This window comes from Actinophytocola algeriensis (genome assembly GCF_014203735.1).
Lineage (GTDB): Bacteria > Actinomycetota > Actinomycetes > Mycobacteriales > Pseudonocardiaceae > Actinophytocola > Actinophytocola algeriensis.
The window spans coordinates 421,312-447,424 of sequence record NZ_JACHJQ010000005.1 but is presented as its reverse complement, the minus strand read 5'-3'; the positions used below and the strand labels follow the sequence as shown (position 1 = coordinate 447,424).

The following is a 26,113-nucleotide window of genomic DNA, read 5'->3' as shown; positions in this document are numbered from 1 at the left end:
TTATCGTCTGTGAGATGGCGAAGCAATGCTCACCCGGCTGGACACTCAGCGTCGTCTGCGGCGGTGATCCGTCGCCTGTTCGGTGCGTTTGATGCCCTGCAAGGTGACGCCAGCAACCTCACGCATGCTTTCCCCCGAGCTGGGCGACCTCGGTCCACTTCCACCAGGTGTAGTGGTACTCCCCCTTCTCGACCTGGAACCGCCTGCCGCAGTCGCGACACTCGCAGATGCGGTCGGGCACCCATTGCCCGTCGTTGGGGACCGTCTCCACGATCCGGACGTGCCGCCGATGCGCCTCCTTCTCGGGATCGTAGAACTGGTGCGAGAAGTAGGCGGCGCAGAGGCAGGCGCCCTTGCCGAACAGCGAGATCCGGTCGAGTACGTGGTCCAGGTTGGAGTTGTTGGACGCGAGCATGCCGCCGAGCTCCGTGTCCGCGGTCGCTTTCTCAATGGCAGGCAACGCGCGTGCCAGCGGCGCCAGGATCTCGGGATCACGGGTCGCGAAGACCGCCCACAACGCAGGGAGGACGCGGTCCTTGTCGCCGGAGAGGAAGTCCGCGACGAGTGGGGACCGGAGCGCGTCCTCTTCAGCACCCGGCCCGGCCAGCCACTGCGCCGGCAGCACGAGCACGGCGGCTTTGCTGGTCTCCGGCGCGGCAGCTGAGTTGTCAACGAGAACCACGGCGTCACTCCCGGACCGCCACCACGCCGCGTTGTCCGAGCCGAGCGCTCGCACCAGGCTCGCGGGCGCGCTGCGCCGGTCGTACGACGCCGGATCGGTGTCGGCGTCGTCGGTGAAGCGCGTCGCGTCGAAGCGGTAGCGGACGCCCCAGCGCTGGTCGGCCAGCTTGCTGAGGGGCGTCGTCAAGGACGTCAGGGCCGCCGCGTCCGAGGTGGCACCGAGGGGGAGCACGTGCATGAGGAAGCTGGTTTGCCCTTCGAGCCCGTCGATCTCCCATTCGAGCCACTCGTCGCCGTCCGGCCACGGCAGGTCGGCCATCTGCTCGATGACGGCCACCACCTGCTCAGGACTGGCATCGACGATCTCGTCAGTCATCGGCTGGACCCCCGGGTCAACTGCCTGCGAGCAACTCGCGGTAGCGAGCGACGTGGTGCTCCGCCGGGGTCGGCGACACCGTCGGCTCCGGGAGCTCGGCGGGATCCTCGGCGCTGATCGTCACGCCCTGGGACCGGCACCGCGCGACCAGGCCGGGATAGCCGTCGTCGGCCCACTGGCCGTACTCGTCGCTCAGGGCTTCGCTGAGGTTGGTGCCCCGGAGGACCTGGAACTGGCCCTCGTTGTCGAGGCTGACGACGGGCGCCGCGGCGAGCGGAAGGTCGTTCGGGCCACGCCAGTAACCGAACGCCTGGCCCTCGTCCTCATCTTCGGCGACCCACGTGATCAGCGCGGCCGTTTCCTCGATCGCCCTGACGTTGGCGGCGATGTCGGGATTCGCGAGGTCCCCGGCGGTCAGGTAGCCGGTGTCCAGCGCCGCGGGCTGCTCGTCGTCGGCAAGCAGGCGCAGGCCATCCGACCAGGGGTTCGGCTCGCCCGCATCCTGCCGGCGGCGCCAAACGGCGAGATCTTCGGGAACCATCGACATGTCCCTCGTGGTGGTGTGCGGCTCTTCGGTGGCGTTCACCGCGTAGCAGTCTCGCACGATGTCTGCCACTGAACCGAAAGGACCCCGCGACAGGTCGCGGCGCTACGGAGGACCAGGTCCTGGCGGGCGGCGGTCCGGTGGCGGGACGGGGATGTCGGCCTGGTCGTCCACCGGCGAGCGTGGCCAGGATGTGGACCGCGTCCACATTCGACGGACGCTCGGGTTGCCGCGGCGGAGTGACGCCCGGCGTCCGCTTCTCCCGCTACCACATGGGGTTTGGCGTGGACCGGTCCCGTCAGAGAACACCCGGGGATCTGGCCACCCGGGGCGAACGGGCTGCCCACCCCACGATCCTCGTGTAGCAGTCCGACCACGCGGCCCCGACACAGGCGAACACTTCGCCCGTGGCGAGTGAAACAGTTGATCAGGCCGGAGCGATGGGCAGGTGACTCGTTTCGACTCGTCTGGGGATCACTGTGTACACACCGCCTCCGCTCACGCCTGTCCGGACCCTTGCCGCGGCCGCGTCCGTGCTCATCGGCGCTGTCTGCGCCACCAACCTGTACGGGACGTGGACGGCGTGGAACGCGCACTCCGTCGTCGCCGACTACGTCGCCGGCCTGCCGGGGGTCACCGACAGCGACCTGTACGCCGCCGACGACGCCACGATCACCGCGGTCTGGGTGAGCCTGCTCGCCATGGTCGCGTCGGTGACCGTGTTCCTGACCTGGTTGTGGCGTGCCCGCGTGAACTCCGAACGCCTGTCCGGCGTCCACCACCGCATGGGCCGCGGCTGGACCATCGGCGCCTGGTTCTGCCCGGTCGTGAACCTCTGGTTCCCCCGCCGCATCGTCGACGACATCTGGCGCGCCAGCCGCCCCGGCGTACCGGCCGACCAGCACCAGATCGACCCCCTGCCCCTGAGCCCACTGGTCCGCGCCTGGTGGCTGGTCCTCATCGCCAACTACGCCATGCAGTACCTCCTCCGCCTCCAGACGAACACGAGCGACGTGACCGTCGGCTACTTCGAGACGATCGCCGTCTACTCGACGATCAGCACGGGCCTCACGCTCGTCGCCGGCATCCTGCTGATCCGGGTGGTCCGCCAGATCACCGAATGGCAGACCACGCCCCGCACCACCATGGAAGGCACCGCGCACCAGCAGGCGCCCCTGGCCTGACCGGGTCAGCCCGCTGACGACCGGACCGCGATGCGCTACGAGGCGCCTGGCTCACTCAACCGTCACATCGCGGCTTCTGCCGGCCGCGGCGTGATCACCCGGGTCACGCCGCCGGGACCAGTGCGAGCAGTCCCGCGCCGACCGGTCGCCGCACTGCAGTTCCGATCCCAGCAGGCCGACGGCGGCACCGACGAGACGCTCATCGACAGCATCATGGTCCGCTGAGCACGCGGTGGGCAGCGGCCGGCGGGACCCCGGCCACCCGACAGCCGTGCACGTGGCACGTACGGTTGATGGCGTGAGCATCGCCCCGCCGACCGTTGCCCTGAGCGGCCACTTCGCCCGTGCCCTGCCCGAGATGGCTGTGCCGTGGCAGGCCGAGGAGGCTCCCGCACCGCGGTTGCTCGTGCTCAACGAGCCGCTGGCCGCAGAACTCGGCCTCGACCCCGCCTGGTTGCGCGGCCCCGAGGGAGTTCGCCTGCTCGTCGGCAACCAGGTGCCCGACGGCGCCACCCCGGTGGCGCAGGCTTACGCCGGACACCAGTTCGGCCAGTACTCACCGCGTCTGGGTGACGGCCGCGCGCTGCTGCTGGGGGAGCTCGCCCACGCCGACGGCCACCCGCGCGACCTGCACCTCAAGGGCTCCGGGCGCACCCCGTTCGCCCGTGGCGGCGACGGCCTGGCCGCGGTCGGTCCGATGCTGCGCGAGTACGTCGTCAGCGAGGCGATGCACGCACTCGGCATCCCCACGACCCGCGCTCTGGCGGTGGTGGCGACCGGGCGTCCGGTGCGCCGCGACACGCTGCTGCCGGGGGCCGTACTGGCGCGGGTCGCGAGCAGCCACCTGCGCGTCGGCAGTTTCCAGTACGCACGGGCCACCGGCGACCTCGACCTGCTGCGCCGTCTCGCCGATCACGCGATCGCCCGGCACCACCCCGCCGCCGCCGAGGCGGCACGCCCGCACCTCGCGTTGTTCGAGGCGGTGGTCGCCGCCCAGGCGTCGCTGGTGGCCAGGTGGATGCTCGCCGGGTTCATCCACGGGGTCATGAACACCGACAACATGACGATCTCGGGCGAGACCATCGACTACGGGCCCTGCGCGTTCCTGGACGCGTTCGAGCCCGCCACCGTCTACAGCTCCATCGACCACGGCGGGCGCTACGCCTACGGCAACCAGCCGCGCATGGCGGAGTGGAACCTCGCGCGACTCGCCGAGTCCCTCCTCCCCCTGTTCGCCGACGACCAGGACCAGGCGATCGCAGTGGCGACCGAGGCACTCGACGCGTTCCGCCCGCGGTACGACGCCGCCTGGTCGGCCGGCATGCGCGCCAAACTCGGACTGACCGACAGCCTCGACGAGACGCTGACCGCCGAGCTGCTCACCCTTCTCCAGGCCAACCACGTCGACCACACGTCGTTCTACCGCCGCCTGGCCGCGGCCGCACGCGGCGACGCCGAACCCGCCAGAGAACTGTTCCTCGACCTCGCGGCGATCGACGACTGGCTGACCCGCTGGCGGTCGCTCGGCCCGGACGCCGACGCGATGGACCGCGTGAACCCGCTGTACATCCCCCGCAACCACCTCGTCGAGGAGGCCCTGGCCGCCGCGACCACGGGTGACCACGGTTCGTTCGAGCACCTGCTGGCCGCACTGAACCGCCCCTGCGAACAACGCCCCGGCCTCGAGCGCTACGCCACCCCCGCGCCCGTGGACTTCGGCGCCACGTACCAGACCTTCTGTGGAACCTGACCTCTCCTCGCGCTCTTTCGCGCTGCCTTCAGGGGATTCGATGTTCCGTTGGCACGCCCCGGCCATTCCCCCGACCATTTCTTCGGTTCAACGATCGGCCGCGTATATCGCCTCGCGACAACCAGTGCAATCACCAATGCCGGCACCGCATTCTGCCGTCGAGCGGACGGTGAACCCGCTGGTTCGAGGTTCGACAGTGAAGCGGCTGCTTTCGGTGATGGTTCCCGGCCCGGGTGGCGCAACGTGCGGCGTCACATCGAGAGGTCAACCGGAACGTGTCGACGTTACGTGAGTGCGCTGTCAGCCAGCGGAGGTTTCAGGTCCACCTATCCGGGTTGTGAGTTGTCGGTGATGTTCCCTTGCCTCTGCACCAACTGACACCATCGTCCTGTCGCCGCGGGACCGCACCGAGTCAGCTGACCGACGACGCGCCATCCGGCCGATCCTCTCGTAAAACCCAAGGCATTTCGGAGGTTGTCATGAGCCTGCAACGCGTGATCACCGATGAGCACGATCTGCAGCTGGCTCCGGTGTTCGCACAGCGGATCGACGAGGACGTCGTCCCGAAAGGCCGGTTGCCGGAGAAGTCGATGCCCGCGGGAGTGGCGGCCGGCATCGTGCGGTCCCGGTTGTTGCTCGACGGGCGGGCGGCGCTCAACCTCGCCACGTTCTGCACGACGACCGCGGAGCCCGAGCTGGAACGAATCTACGCCGAGACCGCGTCGATCAACCTGATGAACCGTGAGGAGTACCCGGCGAGTTCCCTCATCGAGCAGGAGTGCATCAACGCGCTCGCGAACCTGTGGCACGACGACGACGGGCGGTTCATCGGCTGCTCCACGAGCGGCAGCTCGGAGGCGGCCATGCTCGCCGGTCTGGCCATGCTGCGCCGGTGGCGGGAGCGGGGCGGCACCGGCCGGCCGAACATGGTGTTCGGCACCCATGTGCACGTCTGCTGGCCGAAGTTCTGCAACTTCTGGGACGTGGAAGCTCGGATGGTGCCGCTCGAGGAGGGCCGCACCACCCTGGACCCGGCGCTCACCGCGGCCGCGGTCGACGAGAACACGATCGGCGTCGTCGCGGTGCTGGGCAGCACGCAGGACGGGCGCTACGACCCGGTCGCCGACATCGCGGCCGCTCTCGACGGTGTGGCGGCAGACCGGGGCGTCGACGTGCCGCTGCACGTCGACGCGGCCAGCGGCGGGTTCGTCGCGCCGTTCCTCGACATGGACGTCGCCTGGGACTTCGCGCTGCCCCGGGTGGTGTCGATCAACGCGTCCGGCCACAAGTTCGGACTGGTGTACCCCGGCTCCGGGTGGTGTCTGTGGCGGGATCCGGAGTACCTGCCGGAGTCACTCATCTTCGACTGCAACGTCCTCGGCGGCCACCACCCCACGTTCACCCTGAACTTCTCCCGGCCGGCCTCCGGGGTGATCGCGCAGTACTACGAGTTCCTGCGCAACGGCATGACGGGCTTCCAGCTGATCGCCCAACGCTGCCAGGAAGCCGCGCGGTACGTCGCGAAGTGCGTCGAGGCGATCGGCCCGTACGAGGTCATCAGCGACGGTGAGGACCTGCCGGTGGTGGCGTTCCGGCTTCGTGACCCGGAGGCGGACGGCTTCACCGTGTACCACCTGTCCGAGGCGCTCAAGGGTGACGGCTGGCATGTGCCCGCCTACAGCCTGCCGCCCAACCTGGAGCACGTGGACGTCATCCGCGTGGTCTGCAGGCAGGGGTTCACCCTCGACCTCGCGGCGAGGTTCCTCGAAAGCCTCGTCAAGCACACCGAACGCCTGGCCGGTCACCCGTTCCCCCTGCCCGAGGTCGCGACCGTCCTGACGTTCGCCGACTGACACCATGGTGACGATCGCGGAACTGGAGATCGACCCCTACCCCGCCTACCTCCGGCTACGCGCGAAGGAACCGGTCACCTGGGTACCGGAGATCCGCCAGTGGCTGGTCAGCCGCTGGCACGACGTGCACACGGTCCTGACTGATGTGGAGCGGTTCACCACCGACCAGCCAGGGGTGCCGATGCTCGGTCTGTGCGGCGGGACACCGTTGCTGATGCGGGAGGGCGAGTCCCACCAGGACGTGCGGGAAGCGTTCCGACACGACTTCGACCCCCACCGGGTGAACGACTTCGTCGACACCATCGCTCGCCCGGTCGCCCACCGGGTCGCCGACGAGGTCGGCCCGTCCGGACGGGCCGACCTGACCGTGGACTACTTCGAACCGGTCGCGGTCACCGCCATGTGCACACTGCTCGGGCTCGATCCCGACGGCGCCGACACGATGCGCCGCTGGGGCAACCTGCTGACCAGGGTGGCGAACAACTTCGGTCGCGATCCGGGAGTGGATGAGGCCGCAGCGCCGCTGATGGCCGAGGACAAGGCGGTGACCACGGTGGTCGACCGGCTGCGCGAGCAACCGGACGAGTCGGTGACCTCCCACCTGCTGCACCACAACCGGCGCGGCGAGGCGCGACCGGACGCCGACGTGGTGCCGGTGCTCAAGCACCTCGGGCTGAGCGTGATCGAGCCGGGCTGGCTGGCGGGCTGGACACTGCTGGCGCTGTGGTCCGTGCCAGACCAACTCGCCGCGGTCCGCGCCGACCGCTCACTGCTCGGCGCGGCGGTGTACGAGGCTCTGCGGTGGAGCGGACCGGTGGGCGTGCTGGGCAGGCGCACGACACGTGCCGTGGTGCTGGCCGAACGGGAGATCCCGGCGAACAGCGTGATCGCGGCGGCCATCGCCTCAGCCAACCGCGACGAGACGATGTTCCTCGATCCCGGCCGGTTCGACCTGTACCGCGACGTCCGTACCCACCTCGGTTTCGGCACCGGACCACACCACTGCCCGGCACATCCACTGGTCACCGCCACGGCGCGCACCGCACTGGACGTCCTGCTCGAACGAATGCCCGGCCTGCTACCGGCACCTGGCTGGCAGGCAGCGCCGCACGGCTGGAAACTACGGCTACCGGGGCCACTCGACGCGGTGTGGGACGCGAGCCCGGCCAGGGCGTCATGACCGGCGTACCCGACCAGTCCTTCGTGGACGCGACCGGTCTTCCGCCGGTTCGGCTCGCGTCACCCTGGTTCGGTGGCGTCGACCACGCCGGTGAAGACGGCGAACACGATGACGTTGTCGCGGTAGCTGTTCGCGGTCTCGTCGAACGAGCCACCGCACGTGATCAGCCGCAGCTCCGGTGACGTCGTGTCGCCGTACACCTCGTCGGCGGGGAACTCGGTCTTCGGGAACTGTTCGGTGCGCTCGACCACGAACCGGGCGACCTGCTCGTCCTCGCGGCCGATCCGGATCTCGTCACCCGGCGCCAGCTCGTGCAGGCGCGCGAAGATGCCGTCCTGGCCGCCGCCGTTGACGTGACCGAGGACGACCGAGGGACCGGTCTGGCCCGGTGTCGGGCTGTGCTCGTACCACCCGGCCTGCATCGGCTGGTCCACCGGCGGGACCTCGACCGTCCGGTCGGCGTTGAGGCCGAGCGGCACCAGCGACGAGTGCGCGCGGATGCCGGGCACGTCGATCCACACCGGGCGCGACCGGGAGAGCGTGCCCGGTTCGTTGGCGGGTGGTGGCGGTGTCTCGGATCGCGGTGACGCCGGCTGGGTCGGCTGCGGTGCCGGCTGCGCTGCGGTATCGGCTGCCGAGCAGCCGGTCAGGACGAGTACGACGAGGAACAGGGAGGCCGCGAGCACGCCGCGGCCTCCCCGGGTTCCCGTGGTGCGGAACCGCAATGTGGATCCCCGGCCCTACCGCGCACCCGCACGGCGGCGGCGCAGCACCAGCGCGGCACCGCCCGCGGCGATGACCGCCGCAGCACCACCGGTCACGGCCAGGCCGATGCCCGGCTCCTCCGGCCCGCCGCCGGTCTCCGGCGCCCCCTCCGGCCGCACGGGCACCTGAGCGTCACGTGGCGGCACGCTGACCGTCACCGGAGCAGGGTCGTCCGGCAGGGCCGACGGCGGTGCGGCGTCCGACGGCGCCGCCGTCGGGTCCGCCACCGGTGGCGCAGGCTGTTCCGCCACCGGCGCGGGCTCCTGGTCGGCCAGCGCGGTCCCGGCGGTCAGCGGCAGTGCCACCGCCCACAGCACGGCTCCCGCGGCGCATGCTCGGCCCAGCTTCATGGTTGTCCTTTCCTCGGCCCACGTGTCCGGCCGTTGCCGGACGACGATCAGTCTGGGGAGCCGGTTTCAGGATCTTGTGTGCCGAATATGAAGAACCTGTTCGGTTTCGCGGCCGCGGCGGGCGGTCACGAGATCCCCGGCGGGACAGCACGCATAATGCGGGGGTGTACGCACAGGTGCTGGTCGCCGAGGACGATCCGAAACAGGCCGAACTGATCCGGCGGTACCTGGTGCACGACAACCACACCGTGATCGTCGTGCACGACGGACGGGCGGCCATCGACGAGGCGCGGCGCAGGAAACCCGATCTCGTGGTCCTCGACGTGATGATGCCCAGGGTCGACGGGCTGGACGTGTGCCGGGTGCTGCGTGCCGAGTCGGACGTCCCGATCGTGTTGCTCACCGCGCGCACCACCGAGGACGACGTGCTGCTCGGCCTCGACCTCGGCGCGGACGACTACATCACCAAGCCCTACAGCCCGAGACAGCTCGCGGCGCGCGTCCGGGCGGTGCTGCGCCGCTCCCACCGCGCGGGCGGCCGGGCACAGCAGGTGCTGTCGGCCGGGGACCTGGTGGTCGACCAGCAGCGGCACGAGGTCACGTTCGGCGGCGTCGCGCTGGACTGCACCCCTGCGGAGTTCCGGTTGCTCGCGGTGCTGGTCGCAGAACCCGGCCGCACGTTCAGCCGGGGCCAGCTGCTCAGCCAGGCGTTCGGCATGGACAAGTTCGTCACCGAGCGCACGGTCGACGTGCACATGATGAACCTGCGCCGCAAACTCGAACCCGACCCGCGCAACCCGGTGCACCTGCTCACCGTGTACGGGGTCGGCTACAAGCTGAGGGACATCGGCGCCGATGACCCGACGGCATAGCCTGCTCACGCGACTGCTCGCGATGTCGGTGGTCGTGGCCGGCTGCTCGGTCGGCGCCTCGGCGTGGCTGGCCGCGCAGAGCACCAGCGGCGCGATCAACCAGGAGATCGGCGAGTCGCTGGCCACCGACGCGGAGATCTACGACCTGCTGCTCGGCCACGCCGCCACCCACAGGAACTGGTCGGGTGTGCGGGTGCTGGTGGACCGCGTGGCCAGGGAGACCGGACGGCACATCACGGTGACGACCCCGTCGCGGGCGCCGATCGCCGACTCCGGCGGGGCACCGGAGTCGCCACTGCCCAGGACACCGTCCGCGGTGGTCGATCCGCTGTCGGTCGACCCGGTGCTCAAGCCGGACGCCGGGAAGTCCGGCATCGACGCGCGCGCCGTCGGCCCGTACCGCCTGACCACCGCCGAACGCGACGGGCTGCGCCGCGCCGCGCAGGCGCAGCTGACCTGCCTGCGCGGGCTCGGCCGCGACGGGGTGATCGTCGAGAAGCCCAACGGCCGCTCGGCCGTCGACGAGGTGACCGGCGCCGCCCGCGACACGACGACGCTGGATCCGGGGGCGCCGGTCGACCAGGCACCGCCAGTCGCGCTGCGGCCGTCGGACGACCAGAGTTCACCGGTGGCCGGCCCGGTCCGGGTCGAGGTCCCGCCGACGTCCGAACACGCCGACTTCTGTCCGAGACCGGCGGCGACGACCACGACCGAGACCGCGGCGAGCACCGAACTGCTGACGCTGGTCAACGCGTGCCTCGACCGGCAGGGCAAGGCGCCGTTGCCCACGCTGCCTGCCGAGCTGGTCTCGCCGGACGAGCTGCGCCCAGCGCCGGACGACCAGCGCTGCGTGGACTCCGCGCGCCGCGAACAGCTCGCGTCCCACGTGTCCGCGCCCGCCTACCTGTACATCGGGAAACCGGGAGCGCGGGCCGACCGGTTCGATCTGTCCACGGTGGGCTATTCCAGGATCGCGTGGACGGCGCTGGCCGTGCTCGTGCTGACGGTCGGCGTGACCGCGCTCGCCGCCACCCGCCTCGTCCGGCCCATCCACGCGATCACCTCCGCGGCACGCAAGATGGGCGACGGCGAACGGTCCGCACGCGTCGAGACCACCGCCCGCGGCGAGATCGGCGAGCTGGCGACGGCGTTCAACCGGATGTCCGAGCAGATCGAGACCGCCGAGCGGCAGCGCAGGACGATGGTCAGCGATGTCGCGCACGAGCTGCGGACCCCGCTGGTGAACATCCGCGGCTGGCTGGAGGCCGCGCAGGACGGGATGGCGAACCTCGAGCCCGCACTGGTGGCCTCGCTGGTGGAGGAAACGGTGCTCCTGCAGCACATCATCGACGACCTGCAGGACCTCGCCCTCGCCGACGCGGGGAAGCTGCGGATGCACCAGGAACAGGTGTCGGTGCGGTCGATCCTGGCGCAGGTCGCCTCGGCCCACCAGGGCCACGCGAACGCGGCCGGCGTCGCGTTGCGGGTCACGATCGACGGCGAACCCGACCTGTCCGCCGACCCCACCCGGTTGCGCCAGGCGCTCGGCAACCTGGTGTCCAACGCCCTGCGTCACACCCAGGCCGGTGGCCGGGTGACGCTGTCGGCCGGCCGCGGGCCCGGTGACGAGGTGCTCATCGACGTCGCCGACACCGGCTCCGGGATCGACGCGGAGTCGCTCCCGCACATCTTCGACCGCTTCTGGCGCGCCGACCGGTCGAGGAGCCGCGCCTCCGGCGGCAGCGGCCTCGGCTTGGCGATCACCCATCACCTGATCGCCGCGCACGGCGGCCGGATCGAGGTCCGCAGCACGCCGGGCACCGGCACCACGTTCACCATCCACCTGCCCGCGAACCCGGCCTGACGGTAGGCCGGGTGGAGAAAGCGAGACATGAGCGCGAAGCCGGCTTGTCATCATGGCCGTATGAGATTTCGTGCTGAGCTGGAGTCGACCGGCAAGACCACCGCGGGCTTCGAGGTGCCCGAGGACGTCGTCGAGGGTGTGGGCGGAGGCGGTCACCCGAAGGTGACCGTGACCGTCGACGGTTTCACGTTCCGGACCTCGATCGCCAGGATGGGTGGCCGGTTTCTCCTCGGTGTGAGCGCCGAACGGCGCGCGCAGAGCGGAATCGAAACCGGACAGGTCTTCGACGTCGACGTGGAACTCGACACCGAGCCCCGTGAGATCGAGGTACCCGAAGACCTCGCCGCCGCGCTCACCGCGGACGAGGCGGCCAGGAAGTTCTGGAACACACTGTCCTACAGCAAGCAGTCATGGCACGTCCACCAGGTGACCAGCGCCAAGAAAGCCGAGACACGAGCAGCACGCGTCGAGAAATCAGTCACCATGCTCCGCGACGGCCGCGCCCGCTGACCAGATGAACCCAACGTGCGCGCGCTGGTCACCACGTAGCTGTGGTTCTCAGGGCGGTGAGCCAGGCAGTGGCGTGCAGTTCCTTGACCTGTACGGAGATCGGGTGGTAGGTGGCCGGGTCGATGTCGCGGTAGTGGTGGCGCGCGGTGCCCTGGTAGATGACGTCGGAGAGGACCAGTGCCAGGTCCGTGTGGGGGTGCCTGCGTAGCAGGTCGTACAGCGGGCCCGCGTTGACCAGGCGGCATGCGGTGTTCAGGTCGCTGCCCGCCCAGCCTCGTCCGTGCCGGTGCACCTCGCCGGCGTGCACGGACAGCCTGAGGCGGATGCGTGGATCTCCCGACGTCGTGTTGTGGGCGTTCATGCCTTCGGCGAGCAGGCGGATCGCCGGGTCGAGGATCACGACCTTCGGGACAGTCGCGGGGAACAGGAGGATCATCCCGTCGCCGCGGTCCTCCACCGCTACCGAATGGCGCGGGATTCCGGCGCCGCGCAGCGCGGCCCGGACCGACTCGGTCAACGCGGCGCGGGCCCGCAGTTGTACCTGGTTGTGCCAGCTCCCCGAACCGGTCATGTCGACGACGACGATCGTGCGGTGCTCCGGGATGCGGTGGTCCGGGGACTTCCGGCGCCACCACGATGTCGTGTTCATCGGAGTCCCTCCTTCGGCTGGGTGTTCATGAGGGGGTAGTGGCGGTGCGCGGTATTTCCTCCCCCGCTGACGGCGGTCACCGGGATGGTCGATTGCATTCGCAACAGATCGGGCGGAATTCTGGTCGGGAGTGGGGAGATTTCGACCGCGGCGTCCACTGGTCTCACGGTGTGTTCGGTCGACTTTCGGAGGCAACGCGTGAACACCGACGACGACCTGCTCGAGCGGCTCCGCGCGGGCGAGCCCGCCGCGCGCCGGGAACTGTTCGAGCGGTGCCGCACGAGGCTGCGCCCCTTCTTCCACGCCCGGCTGTCCGCACGCGAGGACATCGACGACAGCGTCAGCGAGGTCGTCACCCGCGCGCTCGAGGGCATCGGCAAGTCCGCCCGGATCGAGGTGCTGGACGCATGGCTCGCCGGCATCGCGCGGAACGTGCTCATGGAGCGGTACACCGAGGGCACGCGGCGCCGCAAGCTCGCCGAGTCGGGCCGCGACCGGTCGCGGCAGCCCGCGGAGCCCGCGTTGGAACTCGCTCGCGACGCCGGGCCGCCGGAGGTGCCCGACGACCTGCTGTACCTGCTCGGCAAACGAGAGCTGTGGCAGACGCTCGGGAGAGCGGTCGCCAGCCTCAAACCCACCATGCGCGACCTGATGCGCGAACACCTGCGGCTGAGTGTCGAGCAGGGCAGGCCAGTGGTCGGCAGGGCGCTCGGCGCGGCCGTCGGACTACCCGGCGACCGGGTCGACCGGCAGCTCAACCGGGCCCGTGAGGCCACCCGCGAGGCGATCGTCGCGCTGGTCGTCGTGCGGGCGGGGCGGGACGACTGCACCCAGCTGGCGGACCCCGTGCCGGGAGTGTCCTCCGAGCTGAACCCGGACCGGACCAGGACCGTGCTCGCCCACGCCGCGGGCTGCCCTCGCTGCGCGCCCCGCGCGGAGAGTGCCGGCAGGTACAGCCGCTGGGCCGTCGGACCTGCTCTCTACGGGCTCGCGGAGGACGAGGAGGAGCGACGGCGAGCCATCGCGGCGATCGTCACCCGCGGCGGGGAGGGGCGGCCGGACCTGCCCATGTCGGCGGCCGTCCCGGGCGTGACCGGTGGCGTGACCGGCGGTGCGGTTTCGGCGGTCGACCGCGCGCGGGCGGCGGTGAGCGCCACGCTGGGCCGGGTCCCGGGCTCGGACACGATCGTCCAGCTCGTCCACCTCAATCCCGAGCTCCTGCGCCGGGTGGTCACCGCGATCGTCGGCGTGGTCGCCCTCGTCGCGACGGGGATGGCCGTCCTGATCTCCTCCCAACCCCCGACGGGACACGCCGAGGCCATGCCGGACCGCGACGAACCACGGTCCGCGGCCGGCCCGGCCCCGGGCCCGGGGCATACGCCTCCCCCGGTGACACCCGTGTTCGACCAGGCGCTGCACCCGCCCGGGGCGGTCCAGACCACCTCACCGCACACGTCCGAACCCGCACCGGGCGGCTCTCCGGAGTCCACTCCGCCCACGACCGCGCCGCCCGAGAGCACGACCTCTCCGCAACCGCCGCCTCCGCCGTGCGTTCCGGCCTGGCAGACGGTCACCGCACCCGCACCGGCACCGGACCACACCGGATATCTCGACGTGACTGCCCGGACCGCGACCGACGCGTGGATGGTCGGCTGGACCGGCGCCGCCACCGATCGCGGACCGCTGGTCGCGCACTGGGACGGTCACTCCTGGACAGCGACACCCGTCGAGGGCCCCGGTGAGTGGAGCCAACTGCAGTCGGTCACCGCGCCCGCCCCCGAGCTGGCATGGGCGGTCGGGAACAGCGGCCCGACCAGGAGGGGTTTCGTCCTGCGTTGGAACGGGTCCGGGTGGACCGAGTCGCCGGTGCCCGCCGTCCCTGGCGCGACGTCGACCTCCCTGCTCGGAGTCTGGGCGGCGAACCCGGCCGAGGCGTGGGCGGTGGGCTGGGCCGCGGTCGCCGGCAGCACACGGGTGCTGGTCCTGCGGTGGGCCGGCGGCCAGTGGAGCCTCGTCGATGCCGACGACACTCCTGGTGCGGTGCTGACGGCGGTGGGCGGCACCAGTGCTGGTGATGTGTGGGCCGTCGGCCGGACCGCGAACGGCGCGTTGCTGCTGCACTGGGACGGCACCGGCTGGCACCACACACCTGCCGACAACGTGCCGGGCGCCGACCTGAGCCACGTGCGGGCGTCCGCACCGGACGACGCCTGGGCGGTCGGCACCGCCGGGAACACGACGGGCAGGCGCCCGCTGGCCCTGCACTGGGACGGCACCAGGTGGTCCGACACGGACCCGGCGCCCGGACTGGCCGGCACGTTCACCGACGTCGCCCCGGTGAGCTCGGGCGAGGTGTGGTTCGTCGGTGCCAGGGACACCGGTGTTCCCGGCACGACCCTGCCGTTGCTGATGCGCCGCGAACGCGGCCGGTGGACGGCACCGGCACCCGTGGAGCCGTCGACCACCGGTTGGCTGACCGCGATTCACGCGACGAACCGGAACGCCGTGTGGGCCGTCGGCATGCTCAGCGGAACCGACGGCAGCCAGCGGCCGCTGCTCCGCCGGCACCACTGCACCTGACACCAGGGACGACCGCGTGCCGGCCGGATCAGTTCAGGCAAAGGCAGAAGGGGTGACCTGCCGGGTCCAGGAAGACCCGGTAGGACGTACCGGGCTGGTCCGGATGCCTGGTGGCACCGAGATCGATCACTGCCGACTCGGCGACATCGAGGTCGTCGACGATCACATCGAGGTGCATCTGCTGGGGCCGCTCCTGGGTCGGCCACACCGGCGGCCTGTAACCGTCCACCCGGTGGAAGGAGATGCACTGGCCGTCCTCAGCGCAAGCCGAAGCCCGGTCGGCGGAGACGTCGATCTTCCAGTCCAGCATCGCGCCGTAGAACCTGGCGAGCGCACCAGGATCGGGACAGTCGACGACGATGAGGGGCAAGCGAGCGATGGCCATGCCGGCCACGATAGCGACGACCGCGGTCGGCACGTCCGGACTCCGCGGTGACGTGACACCAGGAAGATCCGGCCACGTCGGCGATACCGTACACGTCGGCGTTGGGCACGTCGTCGCGTCGCCCAGCGGTCGCCGCCACAGGGTATTGGACGCATAACGCGACTCACGGTAATCGTTAGTGGGCTGTGTGAGTGACGCCGCTCCCCTTCCGGAATCCGCGACAGGACAGAAGGATCGCCTAACGGAGTGATATGCGGTCACGTTCGATGGATTGAGCGAATTGCCGACCGCGGACCGGAGTTATACTGAAGGATTTGCGGCGCCGGACTGGATCTCCTGGTCGACTGAGTGAATCCCACTTGTTCACTATAAGGTGAGATGGCCGGCACGCGGCTATCGTTCCGAGGCAGCCCTGCTACAGTGATTCACGTTGTGTCGCAGATAGACCCCGACACAAATTCATTTATCGGCCCTTCAGCGCGCCCACCCACGCCATCACCGAACACGCACCCGCCAGGTGGTCCCCAGCCGCGAAAGCTGAAAGGAACACGCATGAACGACGCTTCCGTTGGACCTCCTCTCGCGGGCACGCCCTACATGGAACTCTTCCACGCGGAGATCGAGGCCATCGGTCGACACATTCGAGACACCCAGATCACTGCAATCTGTGCGGCGATGAAGGTCGCCTACGAGTGCCAGGCCTCCGGCGGCCGGATCTTCTCGCACGTCCTGGTGGGACACTTCGCCATGTTCGCGGCAAGCCCTGGCATTCCCGGGCAGCCCTCGGTGCTGCCGCAGCGTGCCGACCGGAACATCTCAGCGGATTACAACCAGATGAAGCCGGGCGACTTCCTGCTCACGAACGGCGCATCGCTCATCAACCCAGACAAAGGAACCATTCCCGATGTCGGCCCGGACGAAGCGCGCGCCCGAGGCGCGTACACCGTCGGCATCACCTGCAGTTATGCCCGCTTCTACAAGACCCCCATCGGCGCCTTCCTGCCGGTCAAGATGAGCACCTCGCTCGAGCAGATTTGCGACCGTGTGCTCGACAGCGGCTGCACGTGGAGCTGCGGCGTGATCTCGACTCCGGCGATTCCCGAGTTCAAGATCATCTCTTCCAGCGGCCTCTCGCAGTTCCTGGTCTACTGGGCCTGTACGGCCGCTTTGTGCAAGCAGATCAGTACCAAGGGATCCGACGACGGCGCCGGTGCGGCCCGCGAATACCTCGACAATGCCCTGAGGAGCTTCGAACTGATCCGCGAGCACGAATTCGAGCTGATCGATCGCGTGGCGCGCGCCTGGACCGACCGCATCCTGCTCTTCGCGGAGGCCCCGGACCACCCGCGCCTTCTCGTGTATGGGCATCCACAGGCCGGCGCGCCCTACGAAGGCACGCAGAACATGTTCGTCAACGAGGCCTACGAGACGGCCGCCGGCAGCATGATCATGCAGCCATACGACTTGTACAAGACGCAGCTCACGGCCAACGACATCGTGCTCATCGGCGCGATCAGCCCCGACAACAGCGACGAGATCCAGGTCGCCCAGTACGCCAGGCAGATCGGCGCGATGGTCGTCGCCTTCGGCCCCTTCGACGGAAACGGAGATGGCGGCTCTCTCAGCGACCACGTCGATGTCGCCATCAACACGCACAGCCGCGACGGCGCGGGCGTCCTCGACATCCCGGGCTTTGCCGAGCCGGTTTGTCCGATCAGCGGGCTTTCCGGGAATCTGGTGCTCTGGCTGCTGACTGCTCAGTGGACCTATCGCATGGTCCAACGCAACCAGACGCCCAACTACTGGCAGAACTACTGGGAAGTCGGCGCGATCGAATACGACGACCAGGCCCAGGCGAACTTTCTCGAACGCGGCTACTGAAGCCCTCGCGGCACCGCTTCCCAACCACACCGTCCTTTCTCGACCATGGAGTCCTGAACATGTCCACCTCGTCCGCGAGCATCGGTTCACGTCCCGTCGTGCTCAGCGACCGGCAGGGCTTCGACCGGCGCTGGTTCGCCTCGAAGCTCGAGGCGGTTTATGTCCCCAAGAACGACGCTGAGGCTGTCGCACACGTCGGCGAAGCCATCTCCCGCTACGGGCGCGACGTCAAGGTCGTGTCCGGCCGCCACTGCTACGAGGACTTCATATACAACGACACGACCAAGGCCATCGTCGACATGTCCTCGATGAACCGTGCCGGCTGGGATGACCGACGGGCCGCGTTCTTCGTCGAGGCAGGTTGTGAGAACTGGTCCGTCTACCGAGCCCTGCTGAACGGTTTCAACAAGACGCTTCCCGCGGGGAGCTGCTACTCGGTCGGTGCCGGGGGGCACATCAGCGGCGGCGGCTACGGACTCTTGTCTCGGTTGCGCGGCCTGACCGTCGACCACCTCAGCGCGGTCGACATCGTGACCTGGAACGCGGCGTCGAACAGCGCCGAACTGCACCACGTGTCGGCGACGAGCACCTCGAACGACGAACGAGACCTCTTCTGGGCCCTGCGGGGCGCCGGATGCGGTAATTTCGGCGTCATTCTGCGCTACTACTTCGCTGAGCTGCCCGATGCCCCGGAGTTCGCTTCGATCTACACCCTCTCCTGGGACTGGACCTCGATCGACAGCGACTCCTTCGCGGACCTGCTTGCCGGCTACGCGGAGTTCGTGAGTGACATGCCCGAGACCGACTTCAGCTTGCTGAAGCTCACGCACGTGTCGTCCGGGCAGCTCGGCATGATCGTCCAGGCCGTGTCCCCGGAAGGGACCACCCACCTCGACCACCGGGCCGAGGTCGAGCGACGGTACGCAGAAGCGCGAACGCGCTTCGGGGCGATCGCCGACCACACGCCGTTGCGGGACCCGCTCGGCGGCCATCCAGGCTGGACGACGGCCCTCACCGGCAGCGAAAGCGTGCAACACGCTACCTACCTCGAAGCGCTGCAGACTCTGAACGGTTCGGGGCCCAACCAGTTCGGCAAGTACAAGTCCGCGTACATGAACAAGGCCTTCCCGCCGGATCACGTCGCTGCGATCTACCGCTGGCTCAACACGACCCCACACGGTGTCTCCGAGTCGGATATGAGCCAGAGTCTCCTGCAGGTCGACAGTTACGGGGGTGCCGTCAACCGGGTCGCTTCCGACGCGACCGCGGTTCCCCAACGCGACGCGATCATGAAGCTGCAGTATCAGACCTACTGGCTGAACGCCTCGCGTCCCGGCGAGGGAAACCAGGCCCCCTACGACGTCCAAGCCGACGCCCACCTGGGGTGGATCAACGAGTTCTACCGAGAGGTCTACGCCGAGTACGGCGGGACTCCCGACCCGGCCAATGATCCGAGCGGAACGGTTGCGGGCGCCTACTACAACTACCCGGACAACGTTCTCGGCACACACGCCACGGGTGACGTCGATGACGCGCTGTGGCTCTACTTCCTCGACAACTTCCGCGACAACCAGCGGAACCTCGTCGCCGTGAAGCACCGCTGGGATCCGGCGAACATCTTCCACCACGCGCAGTCGATTCCCGTGAAGTGAGGTGATCTCACCACGATCGACGTGCCGGGGCGCCTGATCAGCGGGAGGCCTTCGAGACAGCGCCGTCAGCGCAACCGGGCCGCGAGCCCGTCGAGAACGACGCCGAGCTGTCGCTCGAACCTCCGGTCACCGTCGTCGCGGAGGTGTCCAGCGGCCTTGACCAGATCGGCACCTTCACCCAGCCACGCATCGCGTCCGGCGAGTGAGTACCGGGCCGGGTCGGCGCCGGCGGAGTGGGGGCGCGACCACGAGGCGCTGGAGCGACTGCGCGGACTCGGCGCCGTCACCGTTCCGCTCGCGGCCGGCGACGCCGGGACGACCGCCCTCGCCACCGCCGTCGCCGAGGCACCGCCCGCGCTCGTGCTCGACTTCGTGTGGGGCCCCGTCGCCGAGGCCACCTTCGCCGCACTGGGACGGACCGGCACGGACGACGACAGCGCGGCGATCGACTACGTGCAGATCGGTTCGCTCGCCGGAACCGAGGCGGCGCTGCCAGCGGCGCTGCTGCGCAGCAGGCGGATCCGGATCAGCGGCAGCGGCGCGGGCTCGGTCTCGAAGGCCGCGATGATCGCCGAGCTTCCCGAGATCATCGCCCGGTTCGCCGACGGCACCTTCGACGCGCCGTACACCGGCTACCCGCTCAGCCGCGTCGGCGAGGCGTGGGCGCATCACGGGCGCACCCGCGCCGTCGTGATCCCGGACTGACCGGGCCCACTCACGGAGAAGGAACGGCGTCATGCGGAAACGCGCACTGGTCGTCGGGCTCGGGATCGCACGCCACCCGCACACGCGCAACCCACCCGACGGCGGGAAGGCGTGGTCGCTGTCCGGCGCGGGAACCGTGCGCCGGGCTTGGGCTTCCCGCACCAGCCGGGTGAACCCGCGGCGGTGGTCCGCGGGGATCTCGATCGTGCGGTCGTCACCGGCTTCAGCCACACCGGCGGCTTTCGCAGGGCTTCAGCCGACCGGGACGACCACTCGAGTGGCAGAGTCCACGTGCGGCAGGGGCCGGTCACCGGTCAGCACGGCGTCGAACGCCGCGTTGCCCTTGAGGTGCCGCTCGTAGAAGGCGGTCGCGTAGGTCACCAGGGCGTTCTGTTGCCGCCGTGGGCTGATCTGTTCGCGCGGGCAGGTGCTGTCGTCCTCCCCCAGCGGGCTGGGTGGTGTCCACCGCGTGTTGAAGAAGTTGTGGTTGCCGTGCGTCAGGGACACGGAGTACGCCGGTTCCCTGGTCGTTCCTTCCGCGTCGTCCAGGTACTCCTGGCCCCTCTCGTGCACCGCGCCGTCGCAGCCGCTGGTGACCACGGCGACCGGGACTCTGGTCACCAGGGTGTCGCTGTTGTCGCCTTCCGGCCAGTCGAACTTCACCGGCGCCAGAGGAAGCACCGCCCGCACCCGTACCCCAGCCGGCCACGCCGAGCGGTGCTTGTCGGACGCCTGCCACATCACGCCCTTGCCACCCCGGGAATGGCCCATCGTCCCCACTCGCGCCATGTCGACACGGCCGACCAGACCGGGAAGACGCCGGGCCAGCGACCCCGCACCCCTCGCCAGTTCGCCCCACAGCCGCAGGTGCTCGTTGAGCAGACGCGCCCGGTCCCCGTAGTCGAAGGAGGTCATGTTGATGCCGTCAACACTGATGGACACCACGACGAAGCCGCGCTCGGCGAGTGCGGAACCCAGGTAGTCGTAACCGCGGTAGCCCGGGAACGGCTCACCCTTGTCGCACGGCCACTCCTGCGCGTCCGGAGCGGTGCACGCATACCAGGACCCGTGTTGCGCAACGATCAGCGGCAGCTGTCCACGCCACCGGACCGGATGGTGCACCACAGCCCGGATCTCACTGACCGTCCCCGTCTCCGGATCGGTGAACGCCGTGTCCCCCAGGTCGTACTCGACAGTGCTGACCCGCCGGTGGTCCGCCCCGTCAGACGTCGCCCCGGCAGGCCCGGCATGAATCGACCCCGCCACCATCACGAGCGCCGCGAGAAGAACTCCGGAACGTCGCACCACTGGTCACCTCTCTGCCGACGGCGGCTTCCAGCGGTCGAAGCTACGGCAGGAACCCCCGCACGCGTGTTACGGAAACCCATCCGCTTCCCATCAGTGGCGCGTCGCACCAGGAGGACAACATCCCGGTGCTTGCCGCCAACCATCCCCAGGACACCGTGACGATCCGGCGGAGCATCATCCCTCAGGCCCGGATCGCGGCGAGGATGTCCTTGGCCTCGTCGCGGTTCGACTCGTAACCGGGTACTGCCTGGCACAGTTCCGTATACATGAGAACGCTTTCCTGCGCGAGCTGCCTCATCTCCTCGTCGGGAGTCAGGCCAGCGCAGCTCGGCAGCACGGCCTGCCGGAATCGCTTTCTCTCCCGCGCGAAGGGCAGCGGGCCGCCACTTCCGATCAGCCACGGCGGTTCCGCTTCCCAGCGGAGACCGGGTCGCTCCACCATGAGCCTCGCCAGGAGTGAGCGCGCCTCGGCCGCTCCCGCTATCCGGGCCTCGGCCGAGAGCGGGCCGTCCCCGTTCAGGTCGGGTCGCGGTGACGAGTCGGCATCGGCCGCCAGTGCGTCCTTGATCAGCTCCGGCTTGCCCTCCGCCGGGTCCGCCAGGTGTGCCGCCGCGAGTGTCATGCGTGCGTGGAACCGGACGGGGGTCGTCGCGTTGACCTGTTCCATCACGGGGATGCCTTCCCGGCCCATCGCTCCCATGGCGTGGTACACGGGCACGAGGTCATCCGGCCGCGGCGACGCTGTCGTGCGTTCCTCCGCCAGCCGGGTCAGGCTGACGCACGTCAGGATGTGGTTGATGCCGTCCTGGTAGGTGAGGCCGGCGCGCAGCGGTTGTCCCGCCGCCAGCTGGTTCCGCGCGACCTCCCAGCACGCCAACGCCGCCCGCAGCCGACCGTCGGCGGTGTGGCGGGGAGCTGCCGTCCGGCGCGACGGCCGCGTCGATCGCACCAGCGTCGGGACGACGAGCAGCACGCTCAGAGCCGCGACGACCAACCTCCCGGCTCCCTCGGTCACCATCGTCGCCCAGCCCGTCACGTACACCACCACGGCCGCAGCGATCCCGGACGCCCAGAGGAACGAGGCGGTACGGCCGCCGCCGAGAAGCGAGTGGACGAGCAACAGCACGCCGAACCACCACAGACCGAGGCCGACGAACTGGGTGGTGCTGCCGGACGTCGCGGTCATCATGACGACGCCAAGACTGATGGACAGGATTCCGAACCGCCCCAGCACCAGCGACCACGCCCCCTCATGACTGGCAGACGCCGATACTTTAGTCAGCCGACGGCACCGCATGTCGTGGGCCGCCACGTCCCGCGCGCCGCGGCGTGACCCCGGGCACCCGCGTCGGAACGCGTCGGCGTGCCAATTTCCGGATGGTCGTTTACTAACCCCGCGACAGTTTTGTCGCGGGGTTAGGACTGTCCCGCGACCTGCTCTGTGTCCCGCTGACAAGTTCTCGGGCAGCCGTCTCCCGTGCCCTTGCCCGGGCTGTTCGCCGATCGGTATACGTGGTTGACGGCAAACCGAGAAATGGGCCTCGAATTCCAGTGTGCAATTCCGGGAGTGTGGTATGTCTGTTCGGCGTGCGCTCAGTACCGTCCTCACGGTGGCGACGGCCGCGTTGCTCGTCGCGGGCCCCTCGGCCGTCGCCCAGGTCGATTTCTACCAGCCGCCCAGTCCGTTGCCCGCCGGGGCGAACGGTGACGTGATCAAGTCCGCGCCGGTCAACTACCTCGGCGCCGACGCGACCCGGATCATGTACCTCTCCCGGGACACCGCGGGTGATCCGATTCCCGTGACCGGCACCGTTCTGGTGCCGAGCCAGCCCTGGTCCGGGCCCGGGGAGCGGCCGATCGTGGCCTACGCCCCGTTCACCGCGGGACTCGGTGACCAGTGCGCGACCTCCAAGACCCTGGTCGGTGAAGGGGCGGGTGACGCGGCGGCACTGTTCCAGAAGCTGTTCGTCGATGCCCTGCTGCGCAAGGGATTCGCCGTCGCGCAGACCGACTACCAGGGTCTCGGCACGCCGGGCGACCACACCTACGCGGTCCGGGCGTCGCAGGCGCACGCGACCCTGGACGTGGTGCGTGCCGCGCAACGGCTCGACGACGCCGGGCTGCCCGCCGACGGGCCGGTCGGGATCGCCGGGTACTCGCAGGGCGGTGGTGCCTCGGCCGCCGCCGCCGAACTCGCCCCCGAATACGCGCCGGAACTGGACATCGCCGGGGCCTATGTCGGCGCACCGCCCGCGGACATGTCGGTCCTGGCGGAATCCCTGGACGGCGGCCTCTACATCGGATTTCTCGGTTTCGCCCTGGTCGGGCTGAATGAGGCCTATCCGGACTCCGGCATTCTCGACCTCGCGAATGACGAAGGCAGGCGGGTATTCGACGAAGCACGCGGGAAGTGCACGCTCGACGCCGTCTTCTCGTTCATGTTCCGGCAGACCAGCGACCTCACCGTGGACGGCAGGCCGGTCGCCGACTACCTGGCCGAACCGCCGTTCGACGCCATCGTCGCCGACAACCTGATCGGCACCCGCAAGCCCGAGGCCGCCGTGTTGCTCGAGCACGGCCCTGCCGACGACGTGCTCCCCTACGAACAGGCGCGGCAGCTGGGCCGGGACTGGTGCGCACAGGGCACTTCCGTCCAGTTCAACGACCTCGACGTCCTGCCCGTCTTCGCCCACCTGCTCGGGATGCCCGCCGCCACCGACCACGCGGCCAACTGGCTGGCCGAGGTGTTCGCGGGCCGGCCGGGGCCGGGCAACTGCGGTCAGTTCTGATGAAGAACCACGACACCGGCCTCACCCGCAGGTTCCTCGCCTCCCGTGTGGTGACCGCACTCGCCGAGCCGCACGGCGTCGACCGGTACCTCAACCTGGTCAACCCGCTGTGGTCGGTGCGCGACGTGCGGGCCAGGGTGGTCGCGATCGCCCGGCGCACCCCCGACACCGTCACGATGACGTTGCGCCCCAACGGACTCTGGGCCGGTGCGCGGGCAGGCCAGTACGTGCGGTTCGGCGTGGACATCGACGGTGTGCGCCGGATCCGCTGCTTCTCGCTCGCCGGGTCCGCGGCAGGCGCGGGCCCGCTCGAGATCACCGCGAAGGTCAACCCGGCCGGCACGGTGACCCGCTGGCTCGCCACGCGGGCCCGGCCGGGCCTGCTGGTCCACCTGTCCCAGGCCGAGGGCGAGTTCACGCTGCCGGACCAGGTGGGCCCCCACGTCCTGCTGATCAGCGGCGGCAGCGGCATCACCCCGACGATGTCCATCGCCCGCACGCTCCGGGATGTCCGCTACCCGGGGCGGGTGACGATCCTGCACTACGCGCGCACCCCGGACGACGTGGTCTACCGGGCCGAGCTGGCGCGGCTTGCCCGGACCTGCCCCCGGTTCACGGTCACCTACCGGTACACGGGCAGCAAGCGGAACGGGCACTTCCGTGCTCAGCACCTGCGGGCCATCACCCCGGACTACGCCGACGCGCACGCCTTCGTCTGCGGGCCGGCCGGGCTGCTGGACGCGGTCAGCAGGCACTGGGCGGCGGAGGGCATCAGCGACCGGCTGCGGATCGAGCGGTTCACCGTGGCAGGTGCACCGTTCCTCGGCGACCCCGGGACGGTCGCCGGTGAGCTGTGGTTCTCCCGCAGCGGGATCCGGGTGCCCGGTGACGGGCGGACGCTGCTGGAGCAGGCCGAGGCTGCGGGGCTGCGCCCGGCGTTCGGCTGCCGGATGGGCATCTGCCACACGTGCGGCAGTCACAAGCCCGAGGGGCCGGTCCGGGACGTGCGCACCGGCGTGATCAGCGCGGAACCGGACGAACAGGTGCGGTTGTGCGTCAACACCCCCGCCGGTGACGTCGAGATAGCGATCTGACCACGGAGGAGCGCAGGCGATGGGTACGAGTACCCCCCAGCTCACGGAGGAACAACTCGCCGCACTGGCCGACGAGCTCGACGAGATCCGCCGCGAGCTGGTCGACGACCTCGGGGACGAGGACGCCGCCTACATCCGGGGCATCGTCGCCACGGGGCAGCGGCTGGAGGCACTCGGGCGGGCCCTGCTGTGGGCAGGGTGGTTCCCCCCTGCCTGGCTCGCGGGCACCGCGGCGCTGTCCGTCGCCAAGATCCTCGACAACATGGAGGTCGGTCACAACGTCATGCACGGCCAGTACGACTGGATGGGCGACCCCACGCTGAACTCGAAGATGTTCGAGTGGGACACGGTGTGCCCGGCCGAGCAGTGGCGGCACACGCACAACTACGTCCACCACACGTACACGAACATCCTCGGCAAGGACCGCGACATCGGGTACGGGCTGTTGCGGATGCTCGACGAGCAGCGCTGGCGGCCGTACTACCGCGGCAACCCGGTCTACGCGGTGGTGTTGATGCTGGCGTTCGAGTGGGGCGTCATGCTGCACGACCTGGAGATCGACCGGCTCCTGTCCGGACGGCGGAAATGGTCGGACACCAAGGGCATCCGCAGGCAGATGTGGCACAAGGGGGTCAAGCAGACCCTCAAGGACTACGTGCTGTTCCCACTGTTGAGCGGGCCCGGTGCGATGGCGACGCTCACGGGCAACGCGGTGGCGAACCTGGTGCGCAACGTCTGGGCGTTCAGCATCATCTTCTGCGGTCATTTCCCGGACGGCGTGGCCAGTTTCAGCGAGGACGAGTGCGAGGACGAGTCACGCGGGCACTGGTACTACCGGCAGATGCTCGGGTCGGCCAACATCGACGGCGGGAAGCTGTTCCACATCCTCAGCGGGAACCTGGGGTTCCAGATCGAGCACCACATCTTCCCGGACATCCCGGCGTGGCGTTATCAGCGGATCGCGCCGAGGGTGCGGGAGATCTGCGACCGGTACGGCCTGAACTACACGACCGGGCCGCTGGGCAAACAGGTCGGCAGCGTGTGGCGCAAGATCTACCGGCTCGCCCGTCGGCCGCCAGACAGGCCCAGGACCGTGCTCACCGGGGCCTCGAGGGTTCCCGCGGAGGCGGCATGAGCGGAG

At 69.7% G+C, this 26,113-nt stretch carries 22 protein-coding genes; 14 read left to right on the top strand and 8 right to left on the bottom strand.

Annotated elements, in window-relative coordinates; translation table 11 throughout:
* Positions 1 to 118: 118 nt before the first annotated feature.
* A complete protein-coding gene (locus FHR82_RS24600) occupies positions 119 to 1,057 on the bottom strand; it encodes a hypothetical protein (protein WP_184812870.1) in 939 nt (312 codons plus the stop codon).
* Between the two features lie 16 nt (positions 1,058 to 1,073).
* Positions 1,074 to 1,673, bottom strand: a complete 600-nt coding sequence (locus tag FHR82_RS24595; protein ID WP_184812869.1) for a hypothetical protein — start codon at positions 1,671 to 1,673, stop codon at positions 1,074 to 1,076.
* A gap of 407 nt (positions 1,674 to 2,080) precedes the next feature.
* On the opposite strand from FHR82_RS24595, the gene FHR82_RS24590 reads away from it, so the two are divergent.
* The 4 genes from FHR82_RS24590 to FHR82_RS24575 all read left to right on the top strand — a co-directional run bounded on the left by FHR82_RS24590 (position 2,081) and on the right by FHR82_RS24575 (position 7,568).
* Entirely contained in the window at positions 2,081 to 2,785 is a 705-nt protein-coding gene (locus tag FHR82_RS24590) for a DUF4328 domain-containing protein (protein WP_184812868.1), read from the top strand.
* Between the two features lie 298 nt (positions 2,786 to 3,083).
* Entirely contained in the window at positions 3,084 to 4,535 is a 1,452-nt protein-coding gene (locus FHR82_RS24585) for a protein adenylyltransferase SelO (RefSeq protein WP_184812867.1), read from the top strand.
* 479 nt (positions 4,536 to 5,014) lie between these two features.
* Positions 5,015 to 6,388: a glutamate decarboxylase gene (gene gad, locus FHR82_RS24580; protein ID WP_184812866.1), complete on the top strand. Its 1,374-nt coding sequence runs from the start codon at positions 5,015 to 5,017 to the stop codon at positions 6,386 to 6,388.
* 4 nt (positions 6,389 to 6,392) lie between these two features.
* Complete coding sequence (locus FHR82_RS24575) at positions 6,393 to 7,568, top strand: cytochrome P450 (protein WP_184812865.1); 1,176 nt, start codon at positions 6,393 to 6,395, stop codon at positions 7,566 to 7,568.
* Between the two features lie 59 nt (positions 7,569 to 7,627).
* On the opposite strand, the gene FHR82_RS24570 is transcribed toward FHR82_RS24575, so the two are convergent.
* Together FHR82_RS24570 and FHR82_RS24565 are read right to left on the bottom strand one after the other, a co-directional pair.
* Positions 7,628 to 8,254, bottom strand: coding sequence for a class F sortase (locus FHR82_RS24570; protein WP_311771252.1), 627 nt, complete (start codon positions 8,252 to 8,254; stop codon positions 7,628 to 7,630).
* 54 nt (positions 8,255 to 8,308) lie between these two features.
* Entirely contained in the window at positions 8,309 to 8,683 is a 375-nt protein-coding gene (locus FHR82_RS24565; RefSeq protein WP_184812864.1) for a Tat pathway signal sequence domain protein, read from the bottom strand.
* 164 nt (positions 8,684 to 8,847) lie between these two features.
* Here FHR82_RS24565 and FHR82_RS24560 point away from each other — a divergent pair, with 164 nt between their 5' ends.
* Genes FHR82_RS24560 through FHR82_RS24550 form a run of 3 tightly spaced genes read left to right on the top strand, consistent with a single transcriptional unit; the run spans position 8,848 to position 11,929 of the window.
* On the top strand, positions 8,848 to 9,555 hold the full coding sequence (locus tag FHR82_RS24560; RefSeq protein ID WP_311771251.1) for a response regulator transcription factor: 708 nt from the start codon (positions 8,848 to 8,850) through the stop codon (positions 9,553 to 9,555).
* On the top strand, positions 9,539 to 11,419 hold the full coding sequence (locus FHR82_RS24555) for a sensor histidine kinase (protein WP_221464219.1): 1,881 nt from the start codon (positions 9,539 to 9,541) through the stop codon (positions 11,417 to 11,419). The genes FHR82_RS24560 and FHR82_RS24555 overlap by 17 nt, the downstream gene beginning before the upstream one ends.
* A 60-nt stretch (positions 11,420 to 11,479) precedes the next feature.
* Positions 11,480 to 11,929 carry a YdeI/OmpD-associated family protein gene (locus FHR82_RS24550; RefSeq protein ID WP_184812862.1) on the top strand — a complete coding sequence of 150 codons (450 nt, stop codon included), beginning with the start codon at positions 11,480 to 11,482 and terminating at the stop codon, positions 11,927 to 11,929.
* Between the two features lie 28 nt (positions 11,930 to 11,957).
* On the opposite strand, the gene FHR82_RS24545 is transcribed toward FHR82_RS24550, so the two are convergent.
* Positions 11,958 to 12,578, bottom strand: a complete 621-nt coding sequence (locus tag FHR82_RS24545) for an adenylate/guanylate cyclase domain-containing protein (protein WP_184812861.1) — start codon at positions 12,576 to 12,578, stop codon at positions 11,958 to 11,960.
* A 198-nt stretch (positions 12,579 to 12,776) separates the two neighbouring features.
* Between FHR82_RS24545 and FHR82_RS24540 the strand changes: the two genes are divergently transcribed.
* Positions 12,777 to 15,158 carry an RNA polymerase sigma factor gene (locus FHR82_RS24540; protein WP_184812860.1) on the top strand — a complete coding sequence of 794 codons (2,382 nt, stop codon included), beginning with the start codon at positions 12,777 to 12,779 and terminating at the stop codon, positions 15,156 to 15,158.
* A gap of 28 nt (positions 15,159 to 15,186) precedes the next feature.
* On the opposite strand, the gene FHR82_RS24535 is transcribed toward FHR82_RS24540, so the two are convergent.
* Positions 15,187 to 15,576, bottom strand: a complete 390-nt coding sequence (locus FHR82_RS24535) for a VOC family protein (protein ID WP_311771250.1) — start codon at positions 15,574 to 15,576, stop codon at positions 15,187 to 15,189.
* 519 nt (positions 15,577 to 16,095) lie between these two features.
* Between FHR82_RS24535 and FHR82_RS24530 the strand changes: the two genes are divergently transcribed.
* The 3 genes from FHR82_RS24530 to FHR82_RS24520 all read left to right on the top strand — a co-directional run bounded on the left by FHR82_RS24530 (position 16,096) and on the right by FHR82_RS24520 (position 19,781).
* Entirely contained in the window at positions 16,096 to 17,424 is a 1,329-nt protein-coding gene (locus FHR82_RS24530) for a phosphoheptose isomerase family protein (RefSeq protein ID WP_184812859.1), read from the top strand.
* Between the two features lie 59 nt (positions 17,425 to 17,483).
* The gene (locus FHR82_RS24525) at positions 17,484 to 19,076 is read left to right on the top strand and encodes an FAD-binding protein (protein WP_184812858.1); all 1,593 of its coding nucleotides are present in this window, start codon (positions 17,484 to 17,486) and stop codon (positions 19,074 to 19,076) included.
* A 156-nt stretch (positions 19,077 to 19,232) separates the two neighbouring features.
* On the top strand, positions 19,233 to 19,781 hold the full coding sequence (locus FHR82_RS24520) for an MDR/zinc-dependent alcohol dehydrogenase-like family protein (RefSeq protein WP_184812857.1): 549 nt from the start codon (positions 19,233 to 19,235) through the stop codon (positions 19,779 to 19,781).
* A gap of 252 nt (positions 19,782 to 20,033) precedes the next feature.
* Here FHR82_RS24520 and FHR82_RS24515 read toward each other — a convergent pair whose 3' ends face one another.
* Both FHR82_RS24515 and FHR82_RS24510 read right to left on the bottom strand, forming a co-directional pair.
* Entirely contained in the window at positions 20,034 to 21,086 is a 1,053-nt protein-coding gene (locus FHR82_RS24515; protein ID WP_184812856.1) for a poly(ethylene terephthalate) hydrolase family protein, read from the bottom strand.
* Between the two features lie 184 nt (positions 21,087 to 21,270).
* Positions 21,271 to 22,275 carry a hypothetical protein gene (locus FHR82_RS24510; protein ID WP_184812855.1) on the bottom strand — a complete coding sequence of 335 codons (1,005 nt, stop codon included), beginning with the start codon at positions 22,273 to 22,275 and terminating at the stop codon, positions 21,271 to 21,273.
* 388 nt (positions 22,276 to 22,663) lie between these two features.
* On the opposite strand from FHR82_RS24510, the gene FHR82_RS24505 reads away from it, so the two are divergent.
* The 3 genes from FHR82_RS24505 to FHR82_RS24495 are packed head-to-tail and all read left to right on the top strand — an operon-like array spanning position 22,664 to position 26,107.
* On the top strand, positions 22,664 to 23,878 hold the full coding sequence (locus tag FHR82_RS24505) for a lipase family protein (RefSeq protein WP_184812854.1): 1,215 nt from the start codon (positions 22,664 to 22,666) through the stop codon (positions 23,876 to 23,878).
* Positions 23,878 to 24,972 carry a ferredoxin reductase gene (locus FHR82_RS24500; RefSeq protein ID WP_184812853.1) on the top strand — a complete coding sequence of 365 codons (1,095 nt, stop codon included), beginning with the start codon at positions 23,878 to 23,880 and terminating at the stop codon, positions 24,970 to 24,972. The genes FHR82_RS24505 and FHR82_RS24500 overlap by 1 nt, the downstream gene beginning before the upstream one ends.
* 19 nt (positions 24,973 to 24,991) lie before the next feature.
* Positions 24,992 to 26,107 carry a fatty acid desaturase family protein gene (locus tag FHR82_RS24495; protein WP_184812852.1) on the top strand — a complete coding sequence of 372 codons (1,116 nt, stop codon included), beginning with the start codon at positions 24,992 to 24,994 and terminating at the stop codon, positions 26,105 to 26,107.
* Positions 26,108 to 26,113 lie beyond the last annotated feature (6 nt).